This window comes from Streptomyces sp. NPDC000229 (genome assembly GCF_040300825.1).
Lineage (GTDB): Bacteria > Actinomycetota > Actinomycetes > Streptomycetales > Streptomycetaceae > Streptomyces.
Map to the genome: position 1 here is coordinate 105,202 of NZ_JBEPEL010000009.1, position 20,960 is coordinate 126,161.

General features: G+C 73.3%; 21 protein-coding genes and 1 pseudogene. 11 read left to right on the forward strand and 11 right to left on the reverse strand.

The features are described from left to right. Window positions 1-63 precede the first annotated feature (63 nt). Window positions 64-936: an MHYT domain-containing protein gene (locus ABT360_RS08015; protein ID WP_351812445.1), complete on the reverse strand. Its 873-nt coding sequence runs from the start codon at window positions 934-936 to the stop codon at window positions 64-66. 329 nt (window positions 937-1,265) lie between these two features. On the opposite strand from ABT360_RS08015, the gene ABT360_RS08020 reads away from it, so the two are divergent. Both ABT360_RS08020 and ABT360_RS08025 read left to right on the forward strand, forming a co-directional pair. After that, the gene (locus ABT360_RS08020; protein ID WP_351812448.1) at window positions 1,266-1,808 is read left to right on the forward strand and encodes a methylated-DNA--[protein]-cysteine S-methyltransferase; all 543 of its coding nucleotides are present in this window, start codon (window positions 1,266-1,268) and stop codon (window positions 1,806-1,808) included. Between the two features lie 68 nt (window positions 1,809-1,876). Next, window positions 1,877-3,181, forward strand: a complete 1,305-nt coding sequence (locus ABT360_RS08025; protein ID WP_351812451.1) for an MFS transporter — start codon at window positions 1,877-1,879, stop codon at window positions 3,179-3,181. A gap of 42 nt (window positions 3,182-3,223) precedes the next feature. Here ABT360_RS08025 and ABT360_RS08030 read toward each other — a convergent pair whose 3' ends face one another. Continuing rightward, window positions 3,224-3,580, reverse strand: a complete 357-nt coding sequence (locus ABT360_RS08030) for a cupin domain-containing protein (RefSeq protein WP_351812454.1) — start codon at window positions 3,578-3,580, stop codon at window positions 3,224-3,226. 276 nt (window positions 3,581-3,856) lie between these two features. Here ABT360_RS08030 and ABT360_RS08035 point away from each other — a divergent pair, with 276 nt between their 5' ends. Both ABT360_RS08035 and ABT360_RS08040 read left to right on the forward strand, forming a co-directional pair. Beyond that, complete coding sequence (locus ABT360_RS08035; protein ID WP_351812457.1) at window positions 3,857-4,765, forward strand: pseudouridine-5'-phosphate glycosidase; 909 nt, start codon at window positions 3,857-3,859, stop codon at window positions 4,763-4,765. Beyond that, the gene (locus ABT360_RS08040; protein WP_351812460.1) at window positions 4,762-5,655 is read left to right on the forward strand and encodes a carbohydrate kinase family protein; all 894 of its coding nucleotides are present in this window, start codon (window positions 4,762-4,764) and stop codon (window positions 5,653-5,655) included. The genes ABT360_RS08035 and ABT360_RS08040 overlap by 4 nt, the downstream gene beginning before the upstream one ends. Window positions 5,656-6,077: 422 nt before the next feature. Here the strand turns inward: ABT360_RS08040 and ABT360_RS08045 are convergent, their stop codons facing one another. Further along, window positions 6,078-6,710 carry a uridine kinase gene (locus ABT360_RS08045; RefSeq protein ID WP_351812463.1) on the reverse strand — a complete coding sequence of 211 codons (633 nt, stop codon included), beginning with the start codon at window positions 6,708-6,710 and terminating at the stop codon, window positions 6,078-6,080. Between the two features lie 69 nt (window positions 6,711-6,779). On the opposite strand from ABT360_RS08045, the gene ABT360_RS08050 reads away from it, so the two are divergent. From ABT360_RS08050 to ABT360_RS08060, 3 genes and pseudogenes are all read left to right on the forward strand, one after another. Further along, window positions 6,780-7,535, forward strand: a complete 756-nt coding sequence (locus ABT360_RS08050; RefSeq protein WP_351812466.1) for an SDR family NAD(P)-dependent oxidoreductase — start codon at window positions 6,780-6,782, stop codon at window positions 7,533-7,535. Between the two features lie 59 nt (window positions 7,536-7,594). Continuing rightward, window positions 7,595-7,936, forward strand: a pseudogene (locus ABT360_RS08055) (MerR family transcriptional regulator); the annotation flags it as partial. Between the two features lie 116 nt (window positions 7,937-8,052). Then, a complete protein-coding gene (locus ABT360_RS08060) occupies window positions 8,053-8,346 on the forward strand; it encodes a nuclear transport factor 2 family protein (RefSeq protein WP_351812541.1) in 294 nt (97 codons plus the stop codon). A gap of 46 nt (window positions 8,347-8,392) precedes the next feature. Here the strand turns inward: ABT360_RS08060 and ABT360_RS08065 are convergent, their stop codons facing one another. Further along, the gene (locus ABT360_RS08065) at window positions 8,393-9,046 is read right to left on the reverse strand and encodes a winged helix-turn-helix transcriptional regulator (protein ID WP_351812469.1); all 654 of its coding nucleotides are present in this window, start codon (window positions 9,044-9,046) and stop codon (window positions 8,393-8,395) included. 85 nt (window positions 9,047-9,131) lie between these two features. On the opposite strand from ABT360_RS08065, the gene ABT360_RS08070 reads away from it, so the two are divergent. Next, a complete protein-coding gene (locus ABT360_RS08070) occupies window positions 9,132-10,343 on the forward strand; it encodes a pyridoxal phosphate-dependent aminotransferase (protein WP_351812472.1) in 1,212 nt (403 codons plus the stop codon). Between the two features lie 452 nt (window positions 10,344-10,795). Here the strand turns inward: ABT360_RS08070 and ABT360_RS08075 are convergent, their stop codons facing one another. Continuing rightward, window positions 10,796-11,533, reverse strand: a complete 738-nt coding sequence (locus tag ABT360_RS08075) for a DUF7873 family protein (protein ID WP_351812475.1) — start codon at window positions 11,531-11,533, stop codon at window positions 10,796-10,798. A 72-nt stretch (window positions 11,534-11,605) separates the two neighbouring features. Between ABT360_RS08075 and ABT360_RS08080 the strand changes: the two genes are divergently transcribed. Both ABT360_RS08080 and ABT360_RS08085 read left to right on the forward strand, forming a co-directional pair. Continuing rightward, window positions 11,606-11,890: a hypothetical protein gene (locus tag ABT360_RS08080; protein ID WP_351812478.1), complete on the forward strand. Its 285-nt coding sequence runs from the start codon at window positions 11,606-11,608 to the stop codon at window positions 11,888-11,890. A gap of 1 nt (window position 11,891) precedes the next feature. Next, on the forward strand, window positions 11,892-12,560 hold the full coding sequence (locus ABT360_RS08085; RefSeq protein WP_351812480.1) for a DUF2293 domain-containing protein: 669 nt from the start codon (window positions 11,892-11,894) through the stop codon (window positions 12,558-12,560). Window positions 12,561-12,576: 16 nt separating this feature from the next. Here the strand turns inward: ABT360_RS08085 and ABT360_RS08090 are convergent, their stop codons facing one another. The 6 genes from ABT360_RS08090 to ABT360_RS08115 all read right to left on the reverse strand — a co-directional run bounded on the left by ABT360_RS08090 (window position 12,577) and on the right by ABT360_RS08115 (window position 20,571). After that, window positions 12,577-13,320 carry a chaplin gene (locus ABT360_RS08090; protein WP_351812483.1) on the reverse strand — a complete coding sequence of 248 codons (744 nt, stop codon included), beginning with the start codon at window positions 13,318-13,320 and terminating at the stop codon, window positions 12,577-12,579. Between the two features lie 367 nt (window positions 13,321-13,687). Continuing rightward, on the reverse strand, window positions 13,688-14,962 hold the full coding sequence (locus tag ABT360_RS08095; RefSeq protein WP_351812486.1) for an SWIM zinc finger family protein: 1,275 nt from the start codon (window positions 14,960-14,962) through the stop codon (window positions 13,688-13,690). Beyond that, entirely contained in the window at window positions 14,959-17,766 is a 2,808-nt protein-coding gene (locus tag ABT360_RS08100) for a DEAD/DEAH box helicase (RefSeq protein WP_351812489.1), read from the reverse strand. The genes ABT360_RS08095 and ABT360_RS08100 overlap by 4 nt, the downstream gene beginning before the upstream one ends. A gap of 81 nt (window positions 17,767-17,847) precedes the next feature. Beyond that, the gene (locus ABT360_RS08105; RefSeq protein ID WP_351812492.1) at window positions 17,848-19,305 is read right to left on the reverse strand and encodes a carboxylesterase/lipase family protein; all 1,458 of its coding nucleotides are present in this window, start codon (window positions 19,303-19,305) and stop codon (window positions 17,848-17,850) included. Window positions 19,306-19,374: 69 nt separating this feature from the next. After that, complete coding sequence (locus ABT360_RS08110; protein ID WP_351812494.1) at window positions 19,375-19,800, reverse strand: DoxX family protein; 426 nt, start codon at window positions 19,798-19,800, stop codon at window positions 19,375-19,377. A gap of 75 nt (window positions 19,801-19,875) precedes the next feature. Beyond that, a complete protein-coding gene (locus ABT360_RS08115) occupies window positions 19,876-20,571 on the reverse strand; it encodes a class I SAM-dependent methyltransferase (RefSeq protein WP_351812497.1) in 696 nt (231 codons plus the stop codon). 117 nt (window positions 20,572-20,688) lie between these two features. Between ABT360_RS08115 and ABT360_RS08120 the strand changes: the two genes are divergently transcribed. Continuing rightward, window positions 20,689-20,955, forward strand: a complete 267-nt coding sequence (locus ABT360_RS08120) for a DUF6343 family protein (RefSeq protein WP_351812500.1) — start codon at window positions 20,689-20,691, stop codon at window positions 20,953-20,955. Window positions 20,956-20,960 lie beyond the last annotated feature (5 nt).

The window sequence follows — 20,960 nt, forward strand, 5'->3', positions numbered from 1 at the left end:
CCCGGCACTGACACTCGGGGGGCGAGCGGGGTACGAGCTTTCGCCGGGCGGTGCCGGCGACCGTCAGCGGTCGCCGGTGCGCTCCCGGCGGCGCGGCCGGCGGGCCGGCGGCCGGACGGCCCGCTCGCCGTGGGAGTGGCTCTGCCACGAGGCCGGCGCGCCGGGGCGGCGAGGGGCCGGGAGCACGGGCCGCTGCCGGGCGCGGTCGCCCGTCACCAGCAGCGGGTCGAACACCACCACCGCCCCGGCGAGGAGCAGGAACACCGCGGGACCGACCAGCATGGGCCCGAGGAGCGAGGTCGCGGTGTCGCCGCCGGCCGGGGACCCGTCGCCGTGCAGGTGCACGCTGACCGCGGCCATGCCCGTGTAGTGCATCCCGGTGACCGCGACGCCCATGCCCAGACTGGCGGCGAGGCTCGGCAGGAAGCCGTGGATCGAGACGGCCGCCCACAGCGCCGAGGTCGCCGCCACGACCGCGATCACGACGGAGAGGGTGACGGTGAGGGTGTCGTACTGGAGCCGGCCCGGCAGGCGCATTCCGGCCATGCCCAGGTAGTGCATGGTGGCGATGCCCAGACCCGTGATGGTGCCGCCGGTGACCAGTGCCATCGCGGTGGCGCCCCGGTATCCGACGATGAAGATCCCGACGCCGACCATCACGATCGCCACGGCGAGGCTGGCGAACGTAATGGTCGGGTCGTAGCCGACCGGCGCCTCCTGGACGGTGAAACCCATCATCGCGATGAAGTGCATGGTCCATATGCCCGAGCCGATGGAGGTGGCGCCCAGGGCGAGCCAGCCGAGTTTGAGGGTGCCGTGTTTGCGCAGCGACCTGATGGTGCAGCGCAGCCCGAGGGCGCCGCCCAGGCACGCCATGAGAAAAGCAGCCACGGGTGTGACGAAGCCATAGCTGAAACCGTCGACTGTGCCCTGCATGCCCGTACGCCCTTCGCCCTGTGTGCCCCGCCGTCCGGAAGCTCGCGCCCGAGCCGCAGCGCCGATGGTGCCATGTGTACCCGCTGGTACGGGGGCGAGGCTATGGCGCAGCGAGGACCGAACACATATTTGCGCGGAGATGTGCCGACGGAAGAGCTCCGTCGGGGGCCGCGGCGGCCCGCCCACCCACATTCGGCCATTCCGCGTCCATGAGCCGGCGCGGCGAGCCGGTCGTCGCCCTGACACGGCGTGGTCCGCGCCACGACGGGGACATCGCCCTCCAGGACCGTGGCGGAGCGTTGTCAGTGGCCGGTCGTACGGTGGTCGGCATGGACAGCAACGGGCAGTTCGTGGAGTGGGCCGTCGTCGGCAGCGACATCGGCCCGCTGTTGCTCGCCGCGACGGCCGAGGGCCTGGTGAGCGTGGTGTTCCACGCCGATGACGCGGTGCGCGGCCGGGCGCTGAAGCGGCTGGAGGGGCAGCTCGGCGCGGAGCTCGTGGAGTGTGCGACGGGGCGCCTGGCCGGGCCGATACGCGCGCTGGAGGCGTATTTCAGCGGTGCTCTGCGGGAGTTCGGAGTGCGGCTGGACTGGTCGCTGACCGCCGGGTTCAACCGGCAGGTGCTGCGCGAGCTGGCCTCCGGGGTGCCGTACGGAGCGGTCGTCGGGTACGGGGAGCTGGCCGGGCGGGTCGGCCAACCGGGAGCGGCGCAGGCGGTGGGCGCGGCGATGGGCGCCAATCCGTTGCCGGTGGTGGTGCCGTGTCACCGGGTGGTGGAGAGCGACGGGGGAATCGGCGGGTTCGGCGGAGGGCTGGAGACCAAGCGCCGGCTGTTGGCATTGGAGGGGGTGCTGCCGCAGCCGTTGTTCTGACACCGTTCCGACCACTGTTCCGATCCTGTAAGGGGTGGCACACTGCTTCGGTGACTACAGACCCTCACATGCCGGAGACCCCCGGATCGACGGGGACGCCCTCTTCCGGTGCCGGTGGCGCAGCCGCGAGCGTGGCGTCCGTCGTGGCCGCCGATCTGCCCGCCCTCCAGCGGCGGATCTCGGCCGTCCTCATCGCCAGCCAGATCCTGGGAGGGCTGGGGGTGGCGACCGGGATCGCCCTCGCCTCCGTACTGGCGCAGGAGGTGAGCGGCACGGAGGCGCTGTCCGGGCTGGCCCCGACCGCCACCGTCGCGGGGACGGCAGTGCTGTCCATGCCACTGGCCGCGCTGATGACCGCACGCGGGCGGCGGCCCGGCCTGGTCCTGGCGTATGTGATCGGGGCGGTCGGGGCGGGTGTGGTCGTGCTGGCCGCGGTCGTCGGAAGCTTCCCGCTGCTGCTGGCCGGTATGGCGGGGTTCGGTGCCGGGTCGTCGGCCAACCTCCAGGCGCGTTTCGCCGCGGCGGACCTGGCGGAGCCTGAGCGGCGCGGTCGGGCCATCTCCACCGTGGTGTGGGCGACGACCATCGGGGCGGTGCTCGGACCCAACATCGCCGCGCCCGCCGGGCGGAGTGTGTCGGGGCTCGGGATACCGGCGGCAGCCGGTCCGTTCCTCTGGGCGGCCGGGGTGTTCCTGGTGTCGGCGGCGGTGGTCGCGGTCCTGCTGCGGCCCGATCCGCTGCTGACCGCGCGGGCCCTGGCGGACGGTACGGAGGAAGCCGCGGGACCCGAGGGCCGGTCGGTGCGGGCCGGGGTGCGGGCGGTGCGGGAGTCGCCGCGGGCGCGGTTGGCGCTGGTCACCGTGGCGGTCTCGCACACCGCGATGGTCTCGATCATGTCGATGACCCCGGTGGCGCTCAGCCACCACGGGGCGGACATCACGCTGATCGGCCTCGTCATCAGCGGTCACATCGCGGGCATGTACGCGTTCTCGCCCGTGATGGGCTGGCTGTCGGACCGGCTCGGCCGGCTGTCCGTGATCGGTCTGGCCGTGGGGCTACTGGCCCTCGCCGCGCTCCTCGCCGGAACGGCCGGGGCGAGCCATGGGCAGACCGCCGCGGGGCTGTTCGTGCTCGGGCTCGGCTGGTCCGCAGGACTGGTCTCCGGCTCCGCGCTGCTGACCGACTCCGTGCCGCAGGCCGCCCGCGCCGCCGTGCAGGGTCTGTCGGACCTGACCATGAACACGGCGGCGGGCGTCGGCGGGGCGGGCGCCGGCCTGGTCGTCGCCCAGGCGGGATACGGCTGGCTGAACGCGGTGGGCGCACTGCTGCTGATCCCCCTGGCCGCCCTGGCGATACGGCGGAAGCGTGGCTGACACGACCGGGTGACGCGGGGCCGGCGCCGGGCCCCCGGGGCGTCAGAGGCAGATGTGGTACGCCTTGCGCAGCGTTTCGTGCACCGTCCACGTCGTACGGTCGCCTTCACGCAGCACGCACGCGTCGCCCGGGCCGAGTTCCAGGGTGTCGCCGCCCTCGATCTCGACGGTGGCGCGCCCGCTGACGACCACGAACAGTTCGTCGGCCTCGGTGTCGGTCACCACGCCGGGCGTGATCTGCCAGATGCCGCGCACCTGCGTGCCGTCCGCCGACTCCCACAGCACCTTGCCGGTCACCACCGGGTCGCCGGAGACGATCTGCTGCGGGTCCAGCGGCTCGGGCTCCAGCTCGGCATCGGGTATGTGCACGGCAAACGAAGGTCGGTCAAGGGTCGTCATGGCCGGTGACTGTAGCGGGGACCTCCGGGCGCCTCGCGACCAGCATGGGCCGGAGGAGCCCGGTGCGGTCCGGCGCGTGCCGCTCCGCCCCGTGAAAGCGGCCGCCGCGACGAAATCCGTCGTCCGCCGCGGTTCCGGGTCTCGGCGCTCGCGCGGTACGCGCCCCGGCCGTCACGGGTCTCGGGCCGCTGACCGTGAGGCGGTGGCCGTGCGGGCGAGCCCATCTGCCGCCCGTCCGGACGTTTGCGCGGGGCGCCGCCGCGCCAGGGATGGGACATGCCGGAGACCACAGTGACGTTGTCGGAAGAGGTACGGGAGGCGATGGCCGCGCGTCTGCCCGTCGTCGCCCTGGAGTCGACGATCATCGCGCACGGCCTGCCCCGCCCCCGGAACCTGGCCGTGGCGGAGGAGTTGGAGGCTCTCGTACGGGCCGCTGGGGCCGTTCCGGCCACCGTCGCGGTCCTGGACGGCGTGGCGCGCGTGGGGTTGGACAAGGAGCAGCTGGAGAGGGTCGCGGCCGACCCCGATGTACGCAAGCTGGGCCATCGCGACCTGGCGCCCGCCCTGGCGGCGGGGGCGAGCGGTGCGACGACGGTGTCGGCGACGGCGTTCCTGGCGGCACGGGCGGGTATCCGCGTCTTCGCGACCGGCGGGCTCGGCGGCGTACACCGCGAATGGGCGCAGACCCAGGACGAGTCGGCGGACCTGCGGCTGCTGGCGCAGACCCGGATCGCCGTGGTGTGTGCGGGGGTCAAGTCCATCCTGGACGTGCCCGCGACGCTCCAGCGGCTGGAGACGCTGGGCGTGGGGATCCTCGGGTACGGGACGGAACACTTCCCCGGCTTCTACCTGGCCTCCTCCGGCGAGCCGGTCGACTGGACCGTGCGGTCGCCGGAGGAGGTGGCGGCGGTGATACGGGCGCAGGACGCACTGGGCGGCCCGGAGGCGGCGCTGATCGTCGCCAATCCGGTGCCGGAGGAGGAGCAGCTGGATCCGGAGCTCCACGACCGGGTGCTCGCGCGGGCGCTGGAGGAGTGCCGGGAGCGGGGAATCACCGGACAGGCCGTGACGCCGTTCCTGCTGGACCACCTGATGCGGCACACCGACGGGGCGTCCCTGGAGGCCAACCTGGCGGCGGTGCGCGGCAATGTGCGGCTGGCGGCGCGTATCGCGGCCGCGCTGTGAGCGGCGCGCTGCTCGTGGTCGGGGACGTGGTCACCGACGTGGTCGCCCGGCACCTTACGCCACTCGCCCCGGCTACCGACACGGCCGCGGAGATCCGGACGCTGCCGGGCGGGGCGGGCGCGAACGTGGCGTGCTGGGCGGCGCGTTCGGGCTGCGCGGACGTGCGGATCCTGGCCCGGGTGGGCACCGACTGGGCGGCCTGGCACGAGGAGCGGTTGCGGCACGCGGGGGTACGGCCATGGCTGGTACGGGACCCGGGGGCGCCGACCGCGACGGTGGTCGCGCTGGTGGACGCGGCCGCCGAGCGGACGTTCCTCACGGACAGCGGCGCGGCCCTCCGGCTCGGGGCTGGCGACTGGTCGCCAACTCTGCTGGACGGGGTGTCCCGTCTGCACCTGTCCGGGTATCTCTTTTTTGCCGGGACCAGCCGCGAGACGGCGCGGCTGGCCCTGGCGACAGCGCGGGAACGGCGTGTGCCGGTGAGCGTGGACCCCGCGTCGGCCGGTTTCGTCTCGGAGCTCGGCGTGGACCCGTTCCTGGCCGCGGTGGACGGCGCGGACCTGCTCCTGCCCAACGCCGACGAGGCCTCGCTGCTGACGGGCCTGGCCGACCCCGCGGACGCGGCGGCCGCGCTGAGCCGCCGTTTCCCGCTCGTCGTGGTGACCCTGGGCGCGGCGGGCGCGGTGATCGCCGTGGCGGGGCGGGTCGTCTCCCGGGTCGACGCCCCGGCGGCCCGGGCGGTCGACTCGACGGGCGCGGGCGACGCGTTCACCGGCGCTTTCCTGGCAGCCCTCCTGTCCGGTGCGGATCCGACCGCGGCCGCGGAGGCCGGCTGCCAGGCCGGCGCCACGGCGGTCACGGTACTGGGCGGCCGCCCGGGCGCGGGGTGACGGGCGGGGAGGAGGGCGACGGACCGGGCGGAGAGCGACGGACCGGGCCAAGGCGCCTGCCGGGCGGGGCGGGGAGCGACGGACCGGACGAAGGCGCCTGCCGGGCGGGGCGGGGAGCGACGGACCGGACGAGGACACGTGACGGCCCGGGCGGGGAACGACGGACCGGGCCAAGGCGCCTGTCCGGCGGGGTCACGGATGAGCACCGGGCACGGAACCGGGAGGGCGGCGGCTAGGGTCTTTCGTTTGGATCAGGCTGGATCAGGGAGTGGCGTCCGGTGCCGTGCATCGCAAGGCGGAGGTGGGGGTCCCCCCGCCGAAGGCAGGGGGAGGAGCCACTGCGGAGCATGGGCGACCGACGACAACGCCGCGAGGTGCGGTGTCCAGGCATCACGAGCCCAGCAAGATCCGAACGAGAGGCCCTAGGGCAGGCCCGTCCAGGCCGGGTGGCGGGGGTCGTCGGCGCGGACGACGACGTCGGCCGTTTCCGCAGGGCCGACCTCGGCCTCGTACCGTTCGAAGGCCGGCAGCGTCCACGGCTGCTCGGTGCGGCGGGCCAGCGCGCCGGGTGACAGGCGCAGGTGGACCGTCAGGTCGAAGGGGAACCAGTGGCCGATCAGGAACGGCCCGTGCAGCACCAGTACCCCGCCCGGGGCCAGCGTCCGGTACGGGCTCCGGGTCGCCCGGTCCGCGGCGGGGTCCCACAAGTCGGGCAGGACCCGTCCGCTGCCGCCCGGTTCCAGTGGCCCGAACACCTCCCGCCACAGCGCACCGGTGTCGAACCAGCCGCTGTAGTACGCGTCGGGGTCCTCCTTGCCGTACTCGTACCGCAGCGACGCCGGCCGCAGGAATCCCTCCGTTCCCACGGCCATCACCGCCCGCCCGCGCAACCGCAGCGCCTCCGCCAGCTGCGCGGCGGGGTTTCCCGGCCGGGCGGCGGGCGCCCCGTCGACGGCGACCTTCAGCCACGGCCCACCGTCGGTCGGGCTCAGCCCGTCCACGTGCGCGGCAAGGGCCTCGGCCAGGCGTTCCCAGGTGATCGGTTCGAACCTCACGCCCTCATGCTGCCCCAGTCGACGACCGGCTTGACCTTGACATTGGCGTCATGGTTCGAGGATCGGCCCATGAACCACGAGAAGAACCCCAGGGTCGTCATCGTCACCGGCGCCGGTACCGGTATCGGCCGGGCCACCGCCAAGGCGTTCGCCGCGGAGGGTGCGCACGTCCTCGCCGTCGGCCGCCGCCCGGAGCCCCTCGCCGAGACGGCACAGGGCCACCCGGGCACCATCCGGCCGCTCGTCGCCGACATCACCGAGGCCGGGGCGGCCGACCGCATCGTCAGCGCCGCGCTGGACGCCCACGGCAGCCTCGACGTCCTCGTGAACAACGCGGCCGTCGTGGGCAGTGGCCGCCTCGGCTCCCACACCCGCGCCTCCATGGCGCCCCAGCTGGACACCAATCTCGTGGCGCCCGTCCTCCTCACCCAGGCCGCGCTGCCCGCTCTGGAAGCGGCGAGCGGTGTGATCGTGAACGTCACCACCTCGGTCGGTCAGCGCGCCTGGCCGGGCAATGCCATGTACGCGGCGACGAAGACCGCCCTCGAACTCCTCACCCGCAGCTGGGCCGTCGAACTCGCCCCGCGCCGGGTCCGCGTGGTCGCCGTGGCGCCCGGCGCCGTCGAGACCCCGATGGGCGAGCACTCCGGGCTGTCTCCACAGGAGGTGGCCGGCGTGCGTGCGTGGCAGCGGGCGCACACCCCGCTCGGCCGGATCGGATGCCCCGAGGAGGTCGCCTGGGCCATCACCCAACTCGCTTCGCCGGGCGCCTCGTTCGTCACGGGCACCGTACTGCCCGTGGACGGCGGCGCCGTGGTGGCGTGAGCCGCGCACGAGTTCGGAAGCGCGTGATACCAATGACTCCCTGACCGGAGGGGAGCACGGTGCGCATCGGGGAACTGGCACGGGCGACGGGCACCACGGCCCGCGCCCTCCGCCACTACGAACAACAGGGTCTGATCACATCGGCCCGCGCACCCAACGGCTACCGGGAGTACGACGAGGGTGCCGCCGTCCGCGTACGCAACATCCGCCATCTCCTGGACGCCGGACTGACGCTGGAGGACGTGGCGGCGTTCAGGGCCTGCCTGGACGGTGACGTCGCGGGCTCGCCGCCCTCCGGGCGGGGCCTGGAGATCGCCCGGGAGCGTCTCGCGGTGCTGGACGCCCGGATCGCGGCGCAGACGGCCGCCCGGGAGCGGCTTGCGGCGGCGCTGCTCCAGGCCGAAGTCACTCTGCGCCCATTGCGCGACGCATCTGATATCCGGCCCATGGACTCGATTTCGCGCGGAAGTTCGCGGCGCAGTGGGCGGACGACTGGAACGCCCACGACATCGACCGCATCCTCGCCCACTACCACGACGACGTGACTTTCTCCTCCCCGATGGTCAGCCGTTTCCACGGCGATCCGTCCGGCACCGTACGCGGCAAGAAGGCGCTGCGGGAGCACTGGACAGAGGGGCTGCGCCGCATCCCCGACCTGCGCTTCGAGGTCGGGGACGTAAGGGTGGGCGTCGACTCGCTGGTCATCGACTACCGCGATCAGATCGGCGGAAGGGTCTACGAGGCACTGACCTTCCGGGACGGTCTGGTCATCTGCGGCTTCGGCGCTCACGGGACGGCGCTCGCCCTCTGAGCCCGCGGGCTCCACTGCTTCGCGCGCTGCGGCGGTTCGCGACGGGTCAGACCGACCTCGTGTTCCCTCTGAGCGCGATCGCCAGGTCCCCTTCCCCCTCGACTTCGATACGCCCCGACTTCACACCTTCACCGACCGACATGTCCCCGCGCGCGACGGCCACGCACGTCGCGGCGTCCATCCTCAGGCGCGCGTCCGGACCCTCGTCCGCGGGACCGTCGGCGTAGGCCGCCTCACCATCGGCAGAACCCACCCGCACGTGGAACGTCCCCTCGTCGAGCCGGACTTCCACCACGCCGGGCCGCACAGCCACCCTTTCCAGGGCATCCAGCAACGGGATGGCGAACCAGTGCGCCCGCACCGCGTCGGTGGGGCGGGGCTCGTCGAGCGCCCCGGCGCCCCAGGCCGCCAGGGCGCGGAGCACGGGCAGCAGGTCGCGGCCGTGCCCGGTGAGTTCGTACACGTACGCGGAGGCGGGCGGCGGGAGGCGGCGGCGGGTCACCAGGTCGTCCCGCTCCATGTCCTTGAGCCGCGAGGCCAGCATGTCCGTGCTGACGCCGGGCAGATCGGCGTGAAGGTCGGTGTAGCGGCGCGGCCCCGCGAGCAGTTCGCGGACGATCAGGAGCGTCCAGCGGTCACCGACGGCATCGAGGGCACGGGCGGCGGCGCAGTACTGGTCGTAACGTCGGCGTCGTGGCATGCGACGCAGTCTAGACAAGTTGTTGGACTTTCCAAGCTCGAACTTGGTAAAACCAAGCAACACCACTTCTGGGAGGTCGTCGCGCATGGAGTTCCGGCAGTCGAGCAAACTCAGCGAGGTCTGTTACGAGATCCGCGGCCCGGTGATCGAGCACGCCAACGCGCTGGAGGAGGCCGGTCACAGCGTCCTGCGCCTCAACACCGGCAACCCGGCCCTCTTCGGTTTCGAGGCGCCCGAGGAGATCGTCCAGGACATGATCCGGATGCTCCCGCAGGCCCACGGTTACACCGACTCCCGCGGGATCCTCTCCGCCCGCCGCGCCGTCGCCCAGCGCTATCAGGCCCTCGGCCTCCCCGATGTCGACGTCGACGACGTCTTCCTCGGCAACGGCGTGTCCGAACTCGTCTCGATGGCGGTCCAGGCCCTGCTGGAGGACGGCGACGAAGTCCTCATCCCGGCGCCCGACTTCCCCCTGTGGACCGCCGTCACCGCCCTCGCCGGCGGCCGGCCCGTGCACTACCTGTGCGACGAGTCGGCCGAGTGGTATCCGGACCTGGACGACATGGCGGCCAAGATCACCGACCGCACCAAGGCCGTCGTGATCATCAACCCCAACAACCCCACCGGCGCCGTCTACCCGCGCGAGGTCGTCGAGGGCATCCTCGATCTCGCCCGCCGCCACGGCCTGATGGTGTTCGCCGACGAGATCTACGACCAGATCCTGTACGACGGCGCCGTCCACCACACCGCCGCCTCCCTCGCCCCCGACCTGGTCGTCCTGACCTTCTCCGGCCTGTCGAAGACGTACCGCGTCGCCGGCTTCCGCTCCGGCTGGCTCGTCGTCACCGGCCCCAAGCAGCACGCGCGCAACTACCTGGAGGGGCTCACCATGCTCGCCTCCATGCGTCTGTGCGCCAACGCCCCCGCCCAGTACGCCATCCAGGCCGCCCTCGGCGGCCGCCAGTCCATCCACGAACTGACCGCCCCCGGCGGACGCCTCCACGAGCAGCGTGACAAGGCGTGGGAGAAGCTCAACGACATCCCCGGCGTCTCATGCGTCAAACCCAAGGGCGCGCTGTACGCGTTCCCGCGCCTCGATCCGAAGGTGCACCGCATCCACGACGACGAGAAGTTCGTCCTCGACCTGTTGCTGCGCGAGAAGATCCAGGTCGTCCAGGGCACCGGCTTCAACTGGCCGCGCCCGGACCACTTCCGTATCCTCACCCTCCCCCACGCCGACGATCTCGACGCGGCGATCAGCCGGATCGGCCGCTTCCTGAGCGGATACCGCCAGTGACCTGAGCGGCCCGGAACGCCGAGCCGACCCGGAACGCCGAGGCGGCCCGAAAGGGAGGCGGCCCGAAAGACAGCAGGGGCCGGAAACGGGAGTGGGCCCGGGGGCGTAGCCGGCCCCCGAGCCCTGCGGATACCGCTCACATCACACGCCGGCGCGGTTGAACCCGGGTCAGTCATCATGTCGCCGCGTCCTGCCTTTGGACGACCGCGCATCGAGCTGCGCGGGCCGGAGTCGAACCGGCATTTCGACGCACCGGGGCCCAGGCCCGGTCGTTCCGGCGATGAGCGGCGAATGCTGAGTCTGGAGCAAGAGTCTGAGTCTCAGGGCGGCGCCTTACCGGAACCGCTCCATCACGACAAGCTTCAGCTTCAGCTTTGCGCTCCTCGCGCACCCCGGCCCTACGGTGCGTACGGCCGGGGAGTCTGTGGTGCTGTGTGGTGCACGCGTGCAGGCTACCCGAACAGGTAGCCGAACACGGCGTCGCCGACGCGCTGGTCGGTGACCTCCGCGCTGTTCGCCTCCTCCCGGGCGAACTTCACCGCCTGCTGGAGCTTGTCCACCCGCTCCAGCAGCTCGTTGACGCGCCGCGCGGGCAGCGCGCCGGAGAACTTGACGGTGGTCCAGTACCCGACCGGGATGTCCTCGTAGTACACCTCGACCTGGGCCGGGTGCTTGTCGGTCGCCTCCGCCTTCACATGGTTGCGCGGCACCTTCTTCGTCCGCACCGTCCGTACCGGTTCGGTCTTCCACGCGTCGGTCGACGGGTCCTGGCTCCACGACTCGGCCGCGTCGAGCACCGGCAGCTTGCGAACGAAGGCGGCTATGTCCGCCAACTGCTTCTCCAGGAAGAGGAGATACGCGACGGGAGCCTGAGTCACCAGCACGCGCCCGTCGACGGTGATGTCCGCGCGCGCGGTGCAGTTCGCCCAGTCCTTGGTGGCGGTGACATCGAACAGCCTCGTCAGCGTCTTCGCCGTGTCCCGCAGCACGTCCTCGGCCTTGACCTGCACGAGGGTGGACTCGGGCGGCAGCTGCTCCCCCTCCTCGTCCTTCGGCTGGTACGTACGGGAAATGCCCGCGAGCAGCGCGGGCTTCTGCAGCCCGTGGTGCGCCGCGGCCAGGTCCTGCTGCGCCTTGGCCTTGACGCCCTTCTCTACTGCGATGATCTGATTGAGTCTTGTCGTTGCCACGCGGGAATTCAATCAGCACCGGTGTACTCGGATCGAACGATTTAGGGGTACGGAGCGATGGAGACGGCGTTCATGACCGTGATCGGCACGCCGTTCGGCGCGGTCGTCACGCACTTCTTCCACAGCCGGGTGACAGAGCGCACCGCCGCCCCGGCGCTCGCCGAACAGCTGCGCCGGGAACGGATCGCGGCGTACGGCGCGTTCGCGGACGCGGTCGTCGAGTACCGGCAGGCGTTCGAGGTGACGCACCGCACGCGGGAGGCGAAGGACGAGGCGAAGGGCGGGGCGGAACGCGGCCGCTGCTCGGAGGAAGCCGACGGGGCGCCGGCCGCGGCCGCGGCACCGAGCGTGCGCTGACATGGCGGGCCCGGCGGTGTCGGCCCCGCTCGTGGTGGTCGAGCCGCGGGGGCGCCGCCACTGCGCGGAGTGCCGCGGCGGACCGCTCCCCCGGATGGTCCTGGAGTTCAACGCGCCGCTCTGCCTGGACTGCGCGGACCTCGGGCACCTGGTCTACCTGCCCCGCGGTGACGCGGCACTCACCCGCCGGGCCCGGGAGGCGAGCGGTCTGTGGGCGGTGGTCGTACGCCACAACCGGCGCCGCACCCGGTACGAACGCCAGGGCATCCTCGTGGAGGAGGCCGCCCTCGCGCGGGCCGAGGCGGCGTGCCTGGCCGACGCCGAGGCGCGGGCCCGCCGCCGGGCGCGGGACGCGGTGCGCCGGGCGGCCGAGGACGTGTGGTTCAGGGCTGCGCTGGCCGCCGAGATCCTGCGCCTGTTCCCCGGCTGCCCCCCGGAGCGTGCCGCGGAGATCGCGGGGCACGCCGGGGAGCGCGGGAGCGGCCGGGTGGGCCGTACGGCGGCGGGGCGGGCGCTGGACGAGGGCGCGGTCACCGCGGCGGTACGGGCGTCGGTGCGGCACCTCGACACCGAGTACGACGCCCTGTTGATGCGCGGTGTCCCCCGCCGCCAGGCGCGTAGCCGCGTGGCACCGGTCATCGAGTCGGTGCTGACCGCCTGGCGGGGGTGACCTTCGGCCGGCTCGCTCAGGTGCGGTCGGCCGTGGGACGGGAGCGGCGGTAGAGGAGGCCACCGCCGAGCATGAGGCCCAGGGCGGCGGGCACTCCGACGCCGATCAGGCCGGCGCCGGTCTCCGCCAGGGACGTCGAGCTGGTCTGCGGCAGCGGCGCGGGTGCCTGGTCGGCCGGTGCGGGCAACGGGGCCGGGGCGGCGGGCTCGTCGTGCTCGGGCGGCGCGACGGGCTCGGCCGGCTTCGACGGCTTCGACGGCTTCTGCGGCGTGGCGGGCGGCTTGCTGCCGCCGTTGCTGGACGCGTTGCCGAAGGCGGGGTTGAGGATGCCGACGAGGCTGACGGAGTTGCCGCTGACGTTGACCGGCAGGTCGATGGGCAGCTGGACGCCGTTGCCGGAGATCACGCCGGGCGACTTCACCGCGGCGCCGTCCGCCGAAGCACCGCCGCCTTCACTGCCGCTCTTGCCGCCGCCGTTGCTTCCGTGCTTGCTCCCCTGGCCGCCGTGCTGTCCGTGCGGGGTACCCGGGCGGTCCTTGTGCTGGTGGCCACCGCCCTTGTTCTCGCACTTGTTGCCGAAGGCGGGGTTGAGCAACCCGACCACATTGACGGTGTTCCCGCAGACGTTGACCGGGACGTCCACCGGCAGTTGCACGGTGTTGCCGGAGACCACCCCCGGCGAGTCGACCGTGGCGCCGGCCGCGTCGGAGTCGGCGTGCGCATATCCCGCCGCCAGTGCGAGCGCGCCACCCGTGGCCATCAGTGTGACCAGACCATTTCGGCGAGTGTGCCTCATGGCTTCCTGCCTTCCGGAGACTTTCACGGGCACCCGCCCGCACCGGAATTAACGCCCTACAGCCAAGCCGGGTTATGACGCATCCGCCATTCACCCCATCGAGTGGCGGCCCAATCGAACCCTCACATGCTCTTTACCTGGTGTCCCCCTGAGCGCCGGGATTGCCGCTGCCGCCCGGAACGCGCGGCCGTGCCGGCCTCCTCCGCTGACGATGTGGCGGACGTCGCCGGAACCGGCCAGGGGCATGGGGGGGTGGGCAGCGACTTGCCCTCCCCCGGCTCCCGTTCGTCTTGGGCGGTACGCACCACGGGGACTCACAGCAGCGCACCCCTCAGCGCTCCAGCAGGTCCGTGAGCGCTCCGACCGGGTCCGCGTCAGGAGTGCCTCTCGGCCACCAGTCCTCGCGGTCGGGGTCCGATTCGTACCCGTACCAGAGGCCGTCGCGGCCGTAACGCAGTTGCAGCGAGCGGGTGGAGAGGCGGTTGCGCCAGGGGCGGAAGTGCGGGAGGTCGGCGGCGATCAGCGCGGGGCGGGCGCGGTCGAAGGGGCCGGCGGGCGGGTCCCAGGGCTCCTCCAGGACGGCGAGGCCTGCCGGTCCGCCCTGGCGCCAGGCGGCGACAGCGCGGGCCAGGTCGGCGGGGGTGCGGTCAAGGGCGGCGGCGAGGTCGCGGTACAGGGCGCGGGTGGAGGCGGTCAGGCCGGAGCCGGGGTGGGCGGCCGCGAGGCGCACCGCGTCCTGCCAGGGGGTGAGGGCGGCGACGGGGTCGTGGCCGGTGGTCAGGAACGTGTGCGCGCGGGCCGCCGCCTCGGTGGCCAGCATCTCCAGGGCCAGTGGGTCGGGGGCGTCCGGGTCTTCGGGATAGAGGGGCGGGCGTCCTGGCCGGTCGGGTGCGGGCAGCGGGGGCGGCAGGGCGGTGGCGGGCGGGGAGGTGACGGCGGCGCGGGCGGGCACGGTGGGCATGGGCGGGGGCGCGGCGGTGGTCTCGGCCGCCTCGTGGGCCGCGTTCCGGTGGCCGAGTGCCGCGAGGATCTCCTGCTCACCGCGGCCTCGCATCAGGAACAGCACGAACGGGTCCTCGTCGAGGAGCCGTGCCGCCTGGTAGCAGAGGGCGGCCGCGTGCTTGCAGGGGTAACCGTGGTCGGGGCAGGAGCAGTCCGGGATCAGGTCCCCGGGTCCGGGCAACAGGTCGACCGCCGCGGCCAGGGCGTGCGGCACGTCCTTGTCGAGGAGGGCCGCGATGTGGTCGGGGCGGGCGGCGGCGGCGTCCAGGAAACGCTCCCAGTCGTCGTCGCCGAGGACCCGCAGCCGGATCTCCGTGCGGTAGGGGCGGGGGCGGCTGCCGTGGACGTACGCCGTGACCCGGCCCGGTGTCACGGTGATCGCGTCGACGTGCCCGGTGGCTGTGTACGCGCGCCCGCGGGCCAGGCGCGCGGGGTCCAGGGCGGTGTCCTCCAGGGCCTCCACCCAGGCGTTGCCCCACCAGGTGGCGGCGAACTTCCCGTCGGCGCCCTGGGCGGGGGCGAGCTGCGGGAACGTACGGCGGCGGTCGTCGTGCAGCGGGACGCGCCGGGTGCCGGGGCGTGAGCCGGGGCGGTGCGGGCTCATGACAGCCTCCTCAGGGAGACGAGGTCGGCCAGCTCGCGGTCGGTCAGTTCGGTGAGGGCGGCCTCGCCGGAGCCCAGGACCGCGTCGGCCAGGGCGCGCTTGGCCAGCAGCATCTCCGCGATGCGGTCCTCCACCGTCCCTTCGGCGATCAGCCGGTGGACCTGGACCGGCTGGGTCTGGCCGATGCGGTACGCCCGGTCGGTGGCCTGCTCCTCGACGGCCGGGTTCCACCAGCGGTCGTAGTGCACGACATGGCCGGCCCGGGTGAGGTTGAGGCCGGTGCCGGCGGCCTTGAGGGACAGCACGAACACGGGGACCTCGCCGGACTGGAACCGGTCCACCATCCGCTCCCGCTCCGCCACCGGCGTCCCGCCGTGCAGCAGTTGGGAGGGGACCGCCCGGGCGGCCAAGTGCGCCGTGAGCAACCGGGCCATGCTCACGTACTGGGTGAAGACCAGCACGGAACCGTCCTCGGACAGGATCGTGTCGAGCAGTTCGTCGAGGAGGGCGAGCTTCCCGGAGCGGCCGGCCAGCCGGGCGGGCTCCTCCTTCAGGTACTGGGCGGGGTGGTTGCAGACCTGCTTCAGGGAGGTCAGCAGCTTCATGACCAGCCCGCGGCGTGCGATGCCCTCCGCGCCCTCGATCTGCGCCATCGTCTCGCGCACCACCGCCTCGTAGAGCGAGGCCTGTTCGCGGGTGAGAGGCACGGGGTGGTCGGACTCCGTCTTGGGCGGCAGCTCGGGCACGATGCCCGGATCGGACTTCTTGCGGCGCAGCAGGAAGGGACGGACGAGCCGGGCGAGGCGCTCGACCGCCTCGTCGTTCTCGATCTGCTCGGCGTTCTCGACGGCTCTGGCGTGCCGGGAGCGGAACGCCTTCAGCGGGCCGAGGAGGCCGGGGGTGGTCCAGTCGAGCAGCGCCCACAGTTCGGAGAGGTTGTTCTCGACGGGGGTGCCGGTGAGGGCGACGCGCGCGGGCGCGGGGATGGTGCGCAGCGCCTTGGCCGTCGCGGAGAACGGGTTCTTGACGTGCTGGGCCTCGTCGGCGACGACCATCCCCCACTCGTGGCCCGCCAGCTCATCGGCGCTGGTGCGCATCGTGCCGTAGGTGGTGAGCACGAAGCCGCCGTCGAGGCCGTCCAGGGTGCGGTCGGTGCCGTGGAAGCGGCGCACGGGGACGCCGGGGGCGAATCGGGTGATCTCCCGCTGCCAGTTGCCGAGCAGGGAGGCCGGGCAGACGACAAGGGTGGGGGCCCGGCGGGCGCGGCGCAGGTGGAGGGCGATGAGGGTGACGGTCTTGCCGAGGCCCATGTCGTCGGCGAGGCAGCCGCCGAGGCCGAGGGATGTCATCAGGTCGAGCCAGGCCAGGCCGCGCAGTTGGTAGTCGCGCAGGGTGGCGTCCAGTCCGGGGGGCGGATCGACGGTGCCGGGGCCGGCGACGAGCCGGTCGCGCAGCGCGGCGAGCGCGCCCACGGGAACGGCTTCGACCGTTTCGCCGTCCACCTCGGCGGTGCCGCTGAGCGCCACGGCGAGCGCGTCGACGGGCTCCAGCAGGCCGAGCTCCCGCTTGCGCGCCTTGCGTACCAGGGCGGGGTCGACGACCACCCACTGGTCGCGCAGCCGCACGACGGGGCGGTGCGCCTCGGCGAGGGCGTCCATCTCGCGCTCGGTCAGCGGGTCGCCGTCCAGCGCCAACTGCCAGTTGAACCTCAGCAGTTCCTCACTGTCGAAGAACGCCGTGCCGTCGGTGGCCGAACCGGGCGCGGGCCGGACGACCGCGGCGGCGGTGAGCGACCGGGCCAGTTCCCTGGGCCAGTGCACGGTCACGCCGGCCGCACCGAGCCGGGCCGCCGCGGGGCCCAGCAGCTCGTACAGTTCGTCCTCCGTGAGCGACAGGACGTCGGGGACGTCCCGCTCCAGCAGCCGGGCCAGCGGCGCCCAGACGCGGGCGGCGCGCCGCAGTGCCAGCACGGCGTCGATCCGGGCGCGGGGCCCGAAGTGATCGGCGCTCTCGCCCGCCCACAGCGCGGCCGCGTCGACGACCAGGGTGGGGTCGGCGAGGCTGTGGACCTGGACCAGCGCGGCGGCGGCCTGCCGCTCCTCGCCGCCTTCGTGGAGGGTGTCGAACAGTTCGTACCCGGACAGGTCGAGGCGGAGCGAGACGCGGACCCCGGCGTCCATGCCCGCCGCGGCCTCGGCGGCCCAGGCCCGCGCATGGGGGAGGTGCTGCGGGGTGCGCGCCGCGAACGGTTTCCCGGCGGCGTACGCGGCGGCCGGTGTGCGGGGCAGGGTGTCGGTGACCGCGTCGAGGAACGCCCGCACCAGGGCTTCCGGCTCGGGGAGCCGGAGGGGGCGGGAGCCGGGGACGGGCACGGCATGCGCTTCGTACGGCATCGCGGCCGCGACCGCCCGGAGGTGGGCGATGTCGTCGGCGTCCAGGGGCCCGGCCCTCCAGGCGTCCAGGTCGTCCGCGGTGAGCCCCGGCAGCAGCCGGCCGCGTCCGGCCAGGTGCAGGGCGTGCAGGGCGGCCGCGCCCCAGCAGGCGGCCGCGGGATGCGCGGCCGGGTCGTGCCGCGCGGTGACCAGCACGGGCAGGGCGTCGGCGACGGGCAGAACCACCGCCGGCATCGCACGGCTCCGCACCCCGCCCCCCTGCGCCCGCACGACGGTGATCGTCTCGGACCGGGCCCCGTCCGCGGGCGGCGGGGGGCGGCCGTCCGGGGACCAGAACGCGATGCGGCCCTCGCGCGGGAGCGCGGCGGGGAGGAAGACGGCGGCACAGGTGTGCAGCGGCCGCTGTCCCATGGCCGGTCACCTCCCCTCACGCTGGTCGTGTCGTGGATCTACGACCTTACGGCGGGGGTCTGACAATCGGCTCGAACCCCGTCAGCGCACGCCTTCCCACAGGGCCCGCTCCGCTCCCCGGGGGTCCTCGGCCACGCCCGCTCCGGCATCGTCGAAGATCATCGTGTTGCGGTTACGGAGGTCGTACGGGGCCCAGCCGGGGTCGCCGTCGGTGGCGAACGCCACCCACGCCCCGTGCATCGCGTCCGCCACCGCCTGCGCAGGGTCCTCACCGATCATCGGTGCGTGGACGGGATCGTCGAGCCGGTCGAAGACATAGGCCAGCTCACCGGCGTGACACGCGCCGAGCCGTCCGTCGAAGGCGGAGGAGCGCCGCGCGAACTCGTACATGTACGAGCCCGGCACCGACTCGGCCAGCCGGATCGCCGGGATCCGGTAGAACCAGTCCGTCGCCATCGCGTCGAAGATCTCTCCCGGCGAGGCGCCGGGCCGGGCGTCCCGGTACACGGGCAGGGCCTTGTCCGGATCGAGGCCGTACGCCTGGGCGGTGGCGCGGAGCTTGGCCTCCGTCAGAAGGTGCAGCCGCCCGGTGGGGACGAGGAAGAGCCGGTACTCCTCGCGGTTGCTGCCGACCAGCAGGTCGACACCGCAGTCGGCCCCCGGCGGAGCGGGACCCTCGGTCACGGGCTCGAAGGGCATCGCGTTGAGCGCCGCCTCACCCCAGAGGGCGGGGTCAGGGCGGGCGCCGATCTCACCGCGCAGTTCCGCCTGGGCGGCGAGGAGCCGGTCGAGCGGTACGGCGGCAAAGGCGTCGGCCGTCGGTTCGACCGCCAGCTTCTCGGCCAGGCGGGCGGTGATCTTGCGGGCCGACGCGGGGCGGAGGAAGTGGTGCGCCGCCCCGCTCTGGAGGATCGCCCGGTGGAACAGGCCACGCGCCCGGGCCTCCCCCAGCAGGACGCCGATGCTCATCGCTCCGGCCGACTCGCCGAAGAGGGTCACCCGGTCCGGGTCGCCGCCGAAGTTCGCGATGTTGTCGCGTACCCATTCCAGCGCCGCGATCTGGTCGAGCAGGCCCCGGTTGTCCGGGACGCCGTCCAGGTGCAGGAACCCGTCCGTGCCGATGCGGTAGTTGAGCGACACGAACACCACGCCGTCCCGCGCGAAGGCGGTGCCGTCGTACGCGGACGACGATGCCGCCCCGTTGGTGAAAGCCCCGCCGTACAGCCACACCATGACCGGCAGCCGGGCGCCGGGGCCGGGGGACGGCGTCCACACGTTGAGGTTCAGGCACTCTTCGCCCGGGATGGTCGTCTCCGGGAGCAGGGCGTCGAAGGGCGGGGCGTAGGGGGCCTTCGGCGGCGTCGGGCCAGGGGCCGCCGCGTCCCGTGTTCCGCTCCAGGCGCGGGGTGGGGCCGGTGGCCGGAAGCGCAGGCGGCCGAAGGGCGGGGCGGCATACGGGATGCCGAGGAAGGAGGCGGTCCCGTCGGCCGAGATGTTGCCTCGTACCGCGCCCTGCCTGGTCATGCACACCGGTCGCATGGACGTCCCTTCGCCGTGGTGCCTCTCTCGTACCGTGCCGTCCCTCCCCGCGTAAAGGACGCCACCGGCTCACATCCTCCGGCGGACGAGCCCCAGCAGCTCGGCGGTGCGGTGGCGACGGGTCCGGGCGACGACGGCGAGCAACGCGGCGAAGATCACCGGCGTGAACCAGTACTGCCCGTCGAGGAAGGTCAGTTGCGTGACGACCGCGCCGGCCATCAGACCGATCAGCGCGAGCGCCGACACCCCTGACAGAACGGGTGTCACCAGCCCGATCGCGCCCGCCAGCTCCAGTGCGCCCACCAGGTACATGAACCAGTCCCCGAAGCCGATCGCGTCGAAGGACTGCGCCGCCGATGAGTGCCCGACCAGCTTGGGCGCGGCGCTGGGGATCGCGAAGAAGAGGGCGAGGACGATCTGCAGGGTCCACACGCCGATGTCCGCGCGCCGGGTGAGGACGGGAGCGGTGGTGGGGCGGGCGGTGGTGACGCTCATGTCGGTCTCCTCCTGCGGGCGTTGCCCGAGCGGTGTGTCGCTGTCGGAGGGGTAGACCGGAGGACTGCCCGGAACTCATCGGTGCTTCGGCCGTGCCCGCACCCATGTGCCGTCCTCCGTCAGATACGTGTCGACGACGAGACCGGCCGCGTCCAGGCAGCCTTCGAAGTCCTCCTTCGTCAACGGCCGGGACAGGAACGTCTGCGTCCAGCGGGCGTCCGGAAACACGTACTCGGCGACCACCGAGTTCACCCCGTCCCCGACCGGTTCCGCCGAAGCGATCCGGACCGTGCAACCGGCCGGATCCACGCGCTCGCGCGGTACCTGGGTGTGCCAGTCCACGCCCTCACGCTGGATCAGTACGCATCCGTCGTCCTCGACGTGCCGTCGGCAGGCCGCGAGCATCCCGTCGCGCACCCGCCGGTCCCCGGTGTGCACCAGGAACGACGCGAGCAGCACGACGTCGAACCGCTCCTCCAGGTCCAGCGCCTCGATCGGGCTCTGTACGGTCCTGATGCCGGGGACCCGCTCACGGACGCGCTCCAGCATCTCGGCCGACTCGTCCACGGCGGTGACCTTGAGGCCGCGTTCGACCAGCGGCCGGGTGAGCCGGCCCACCCCGCTGCCGAGTTCGAGCAGGGTCGCGCCGGCCGGCACGGCGCCGGCGACGATGCCGGGCTCGGCACCCGCGACGAGCCTGCTGTACAGGTCGACCGCACAGCCGTCCGGGGTGATCGCACCCGGCCCCGTGCCCCGGTACCCCTCACGCATGTATCCGCTCATGTGCCCTGAACGGCCGACGGCGCGAGCCCGTTCCCGCCCGGTCCTCGGTCGGCCTGGATCGAACGGTGCCGGGCCGGGTACCCGGCGGGCAGGAGAGCGATCACCATGCGCAGGCGTACCGGCAGTGAACCGAGAACCGCACGCAGCCCCCTCCGGATCCGCTTCTGGCTGGGTGTGTGGGGGCTGATCTGGGCGGGTGCCGGAACGGCGGCCTTCGCCCTGGCCGGCCGGCCCGGCTGGGCGGCCGCCTGCGGCCTGCTGGCCGTGGTCGTCATGGTCGACCTCGTGGTCATCCTGCGCCACATCCGCCAGGGCCCGCACTACCAGCCGGGTCGCGACGTACCCCCGTACGAACCGGACGACGGGCGCTAGCCCCT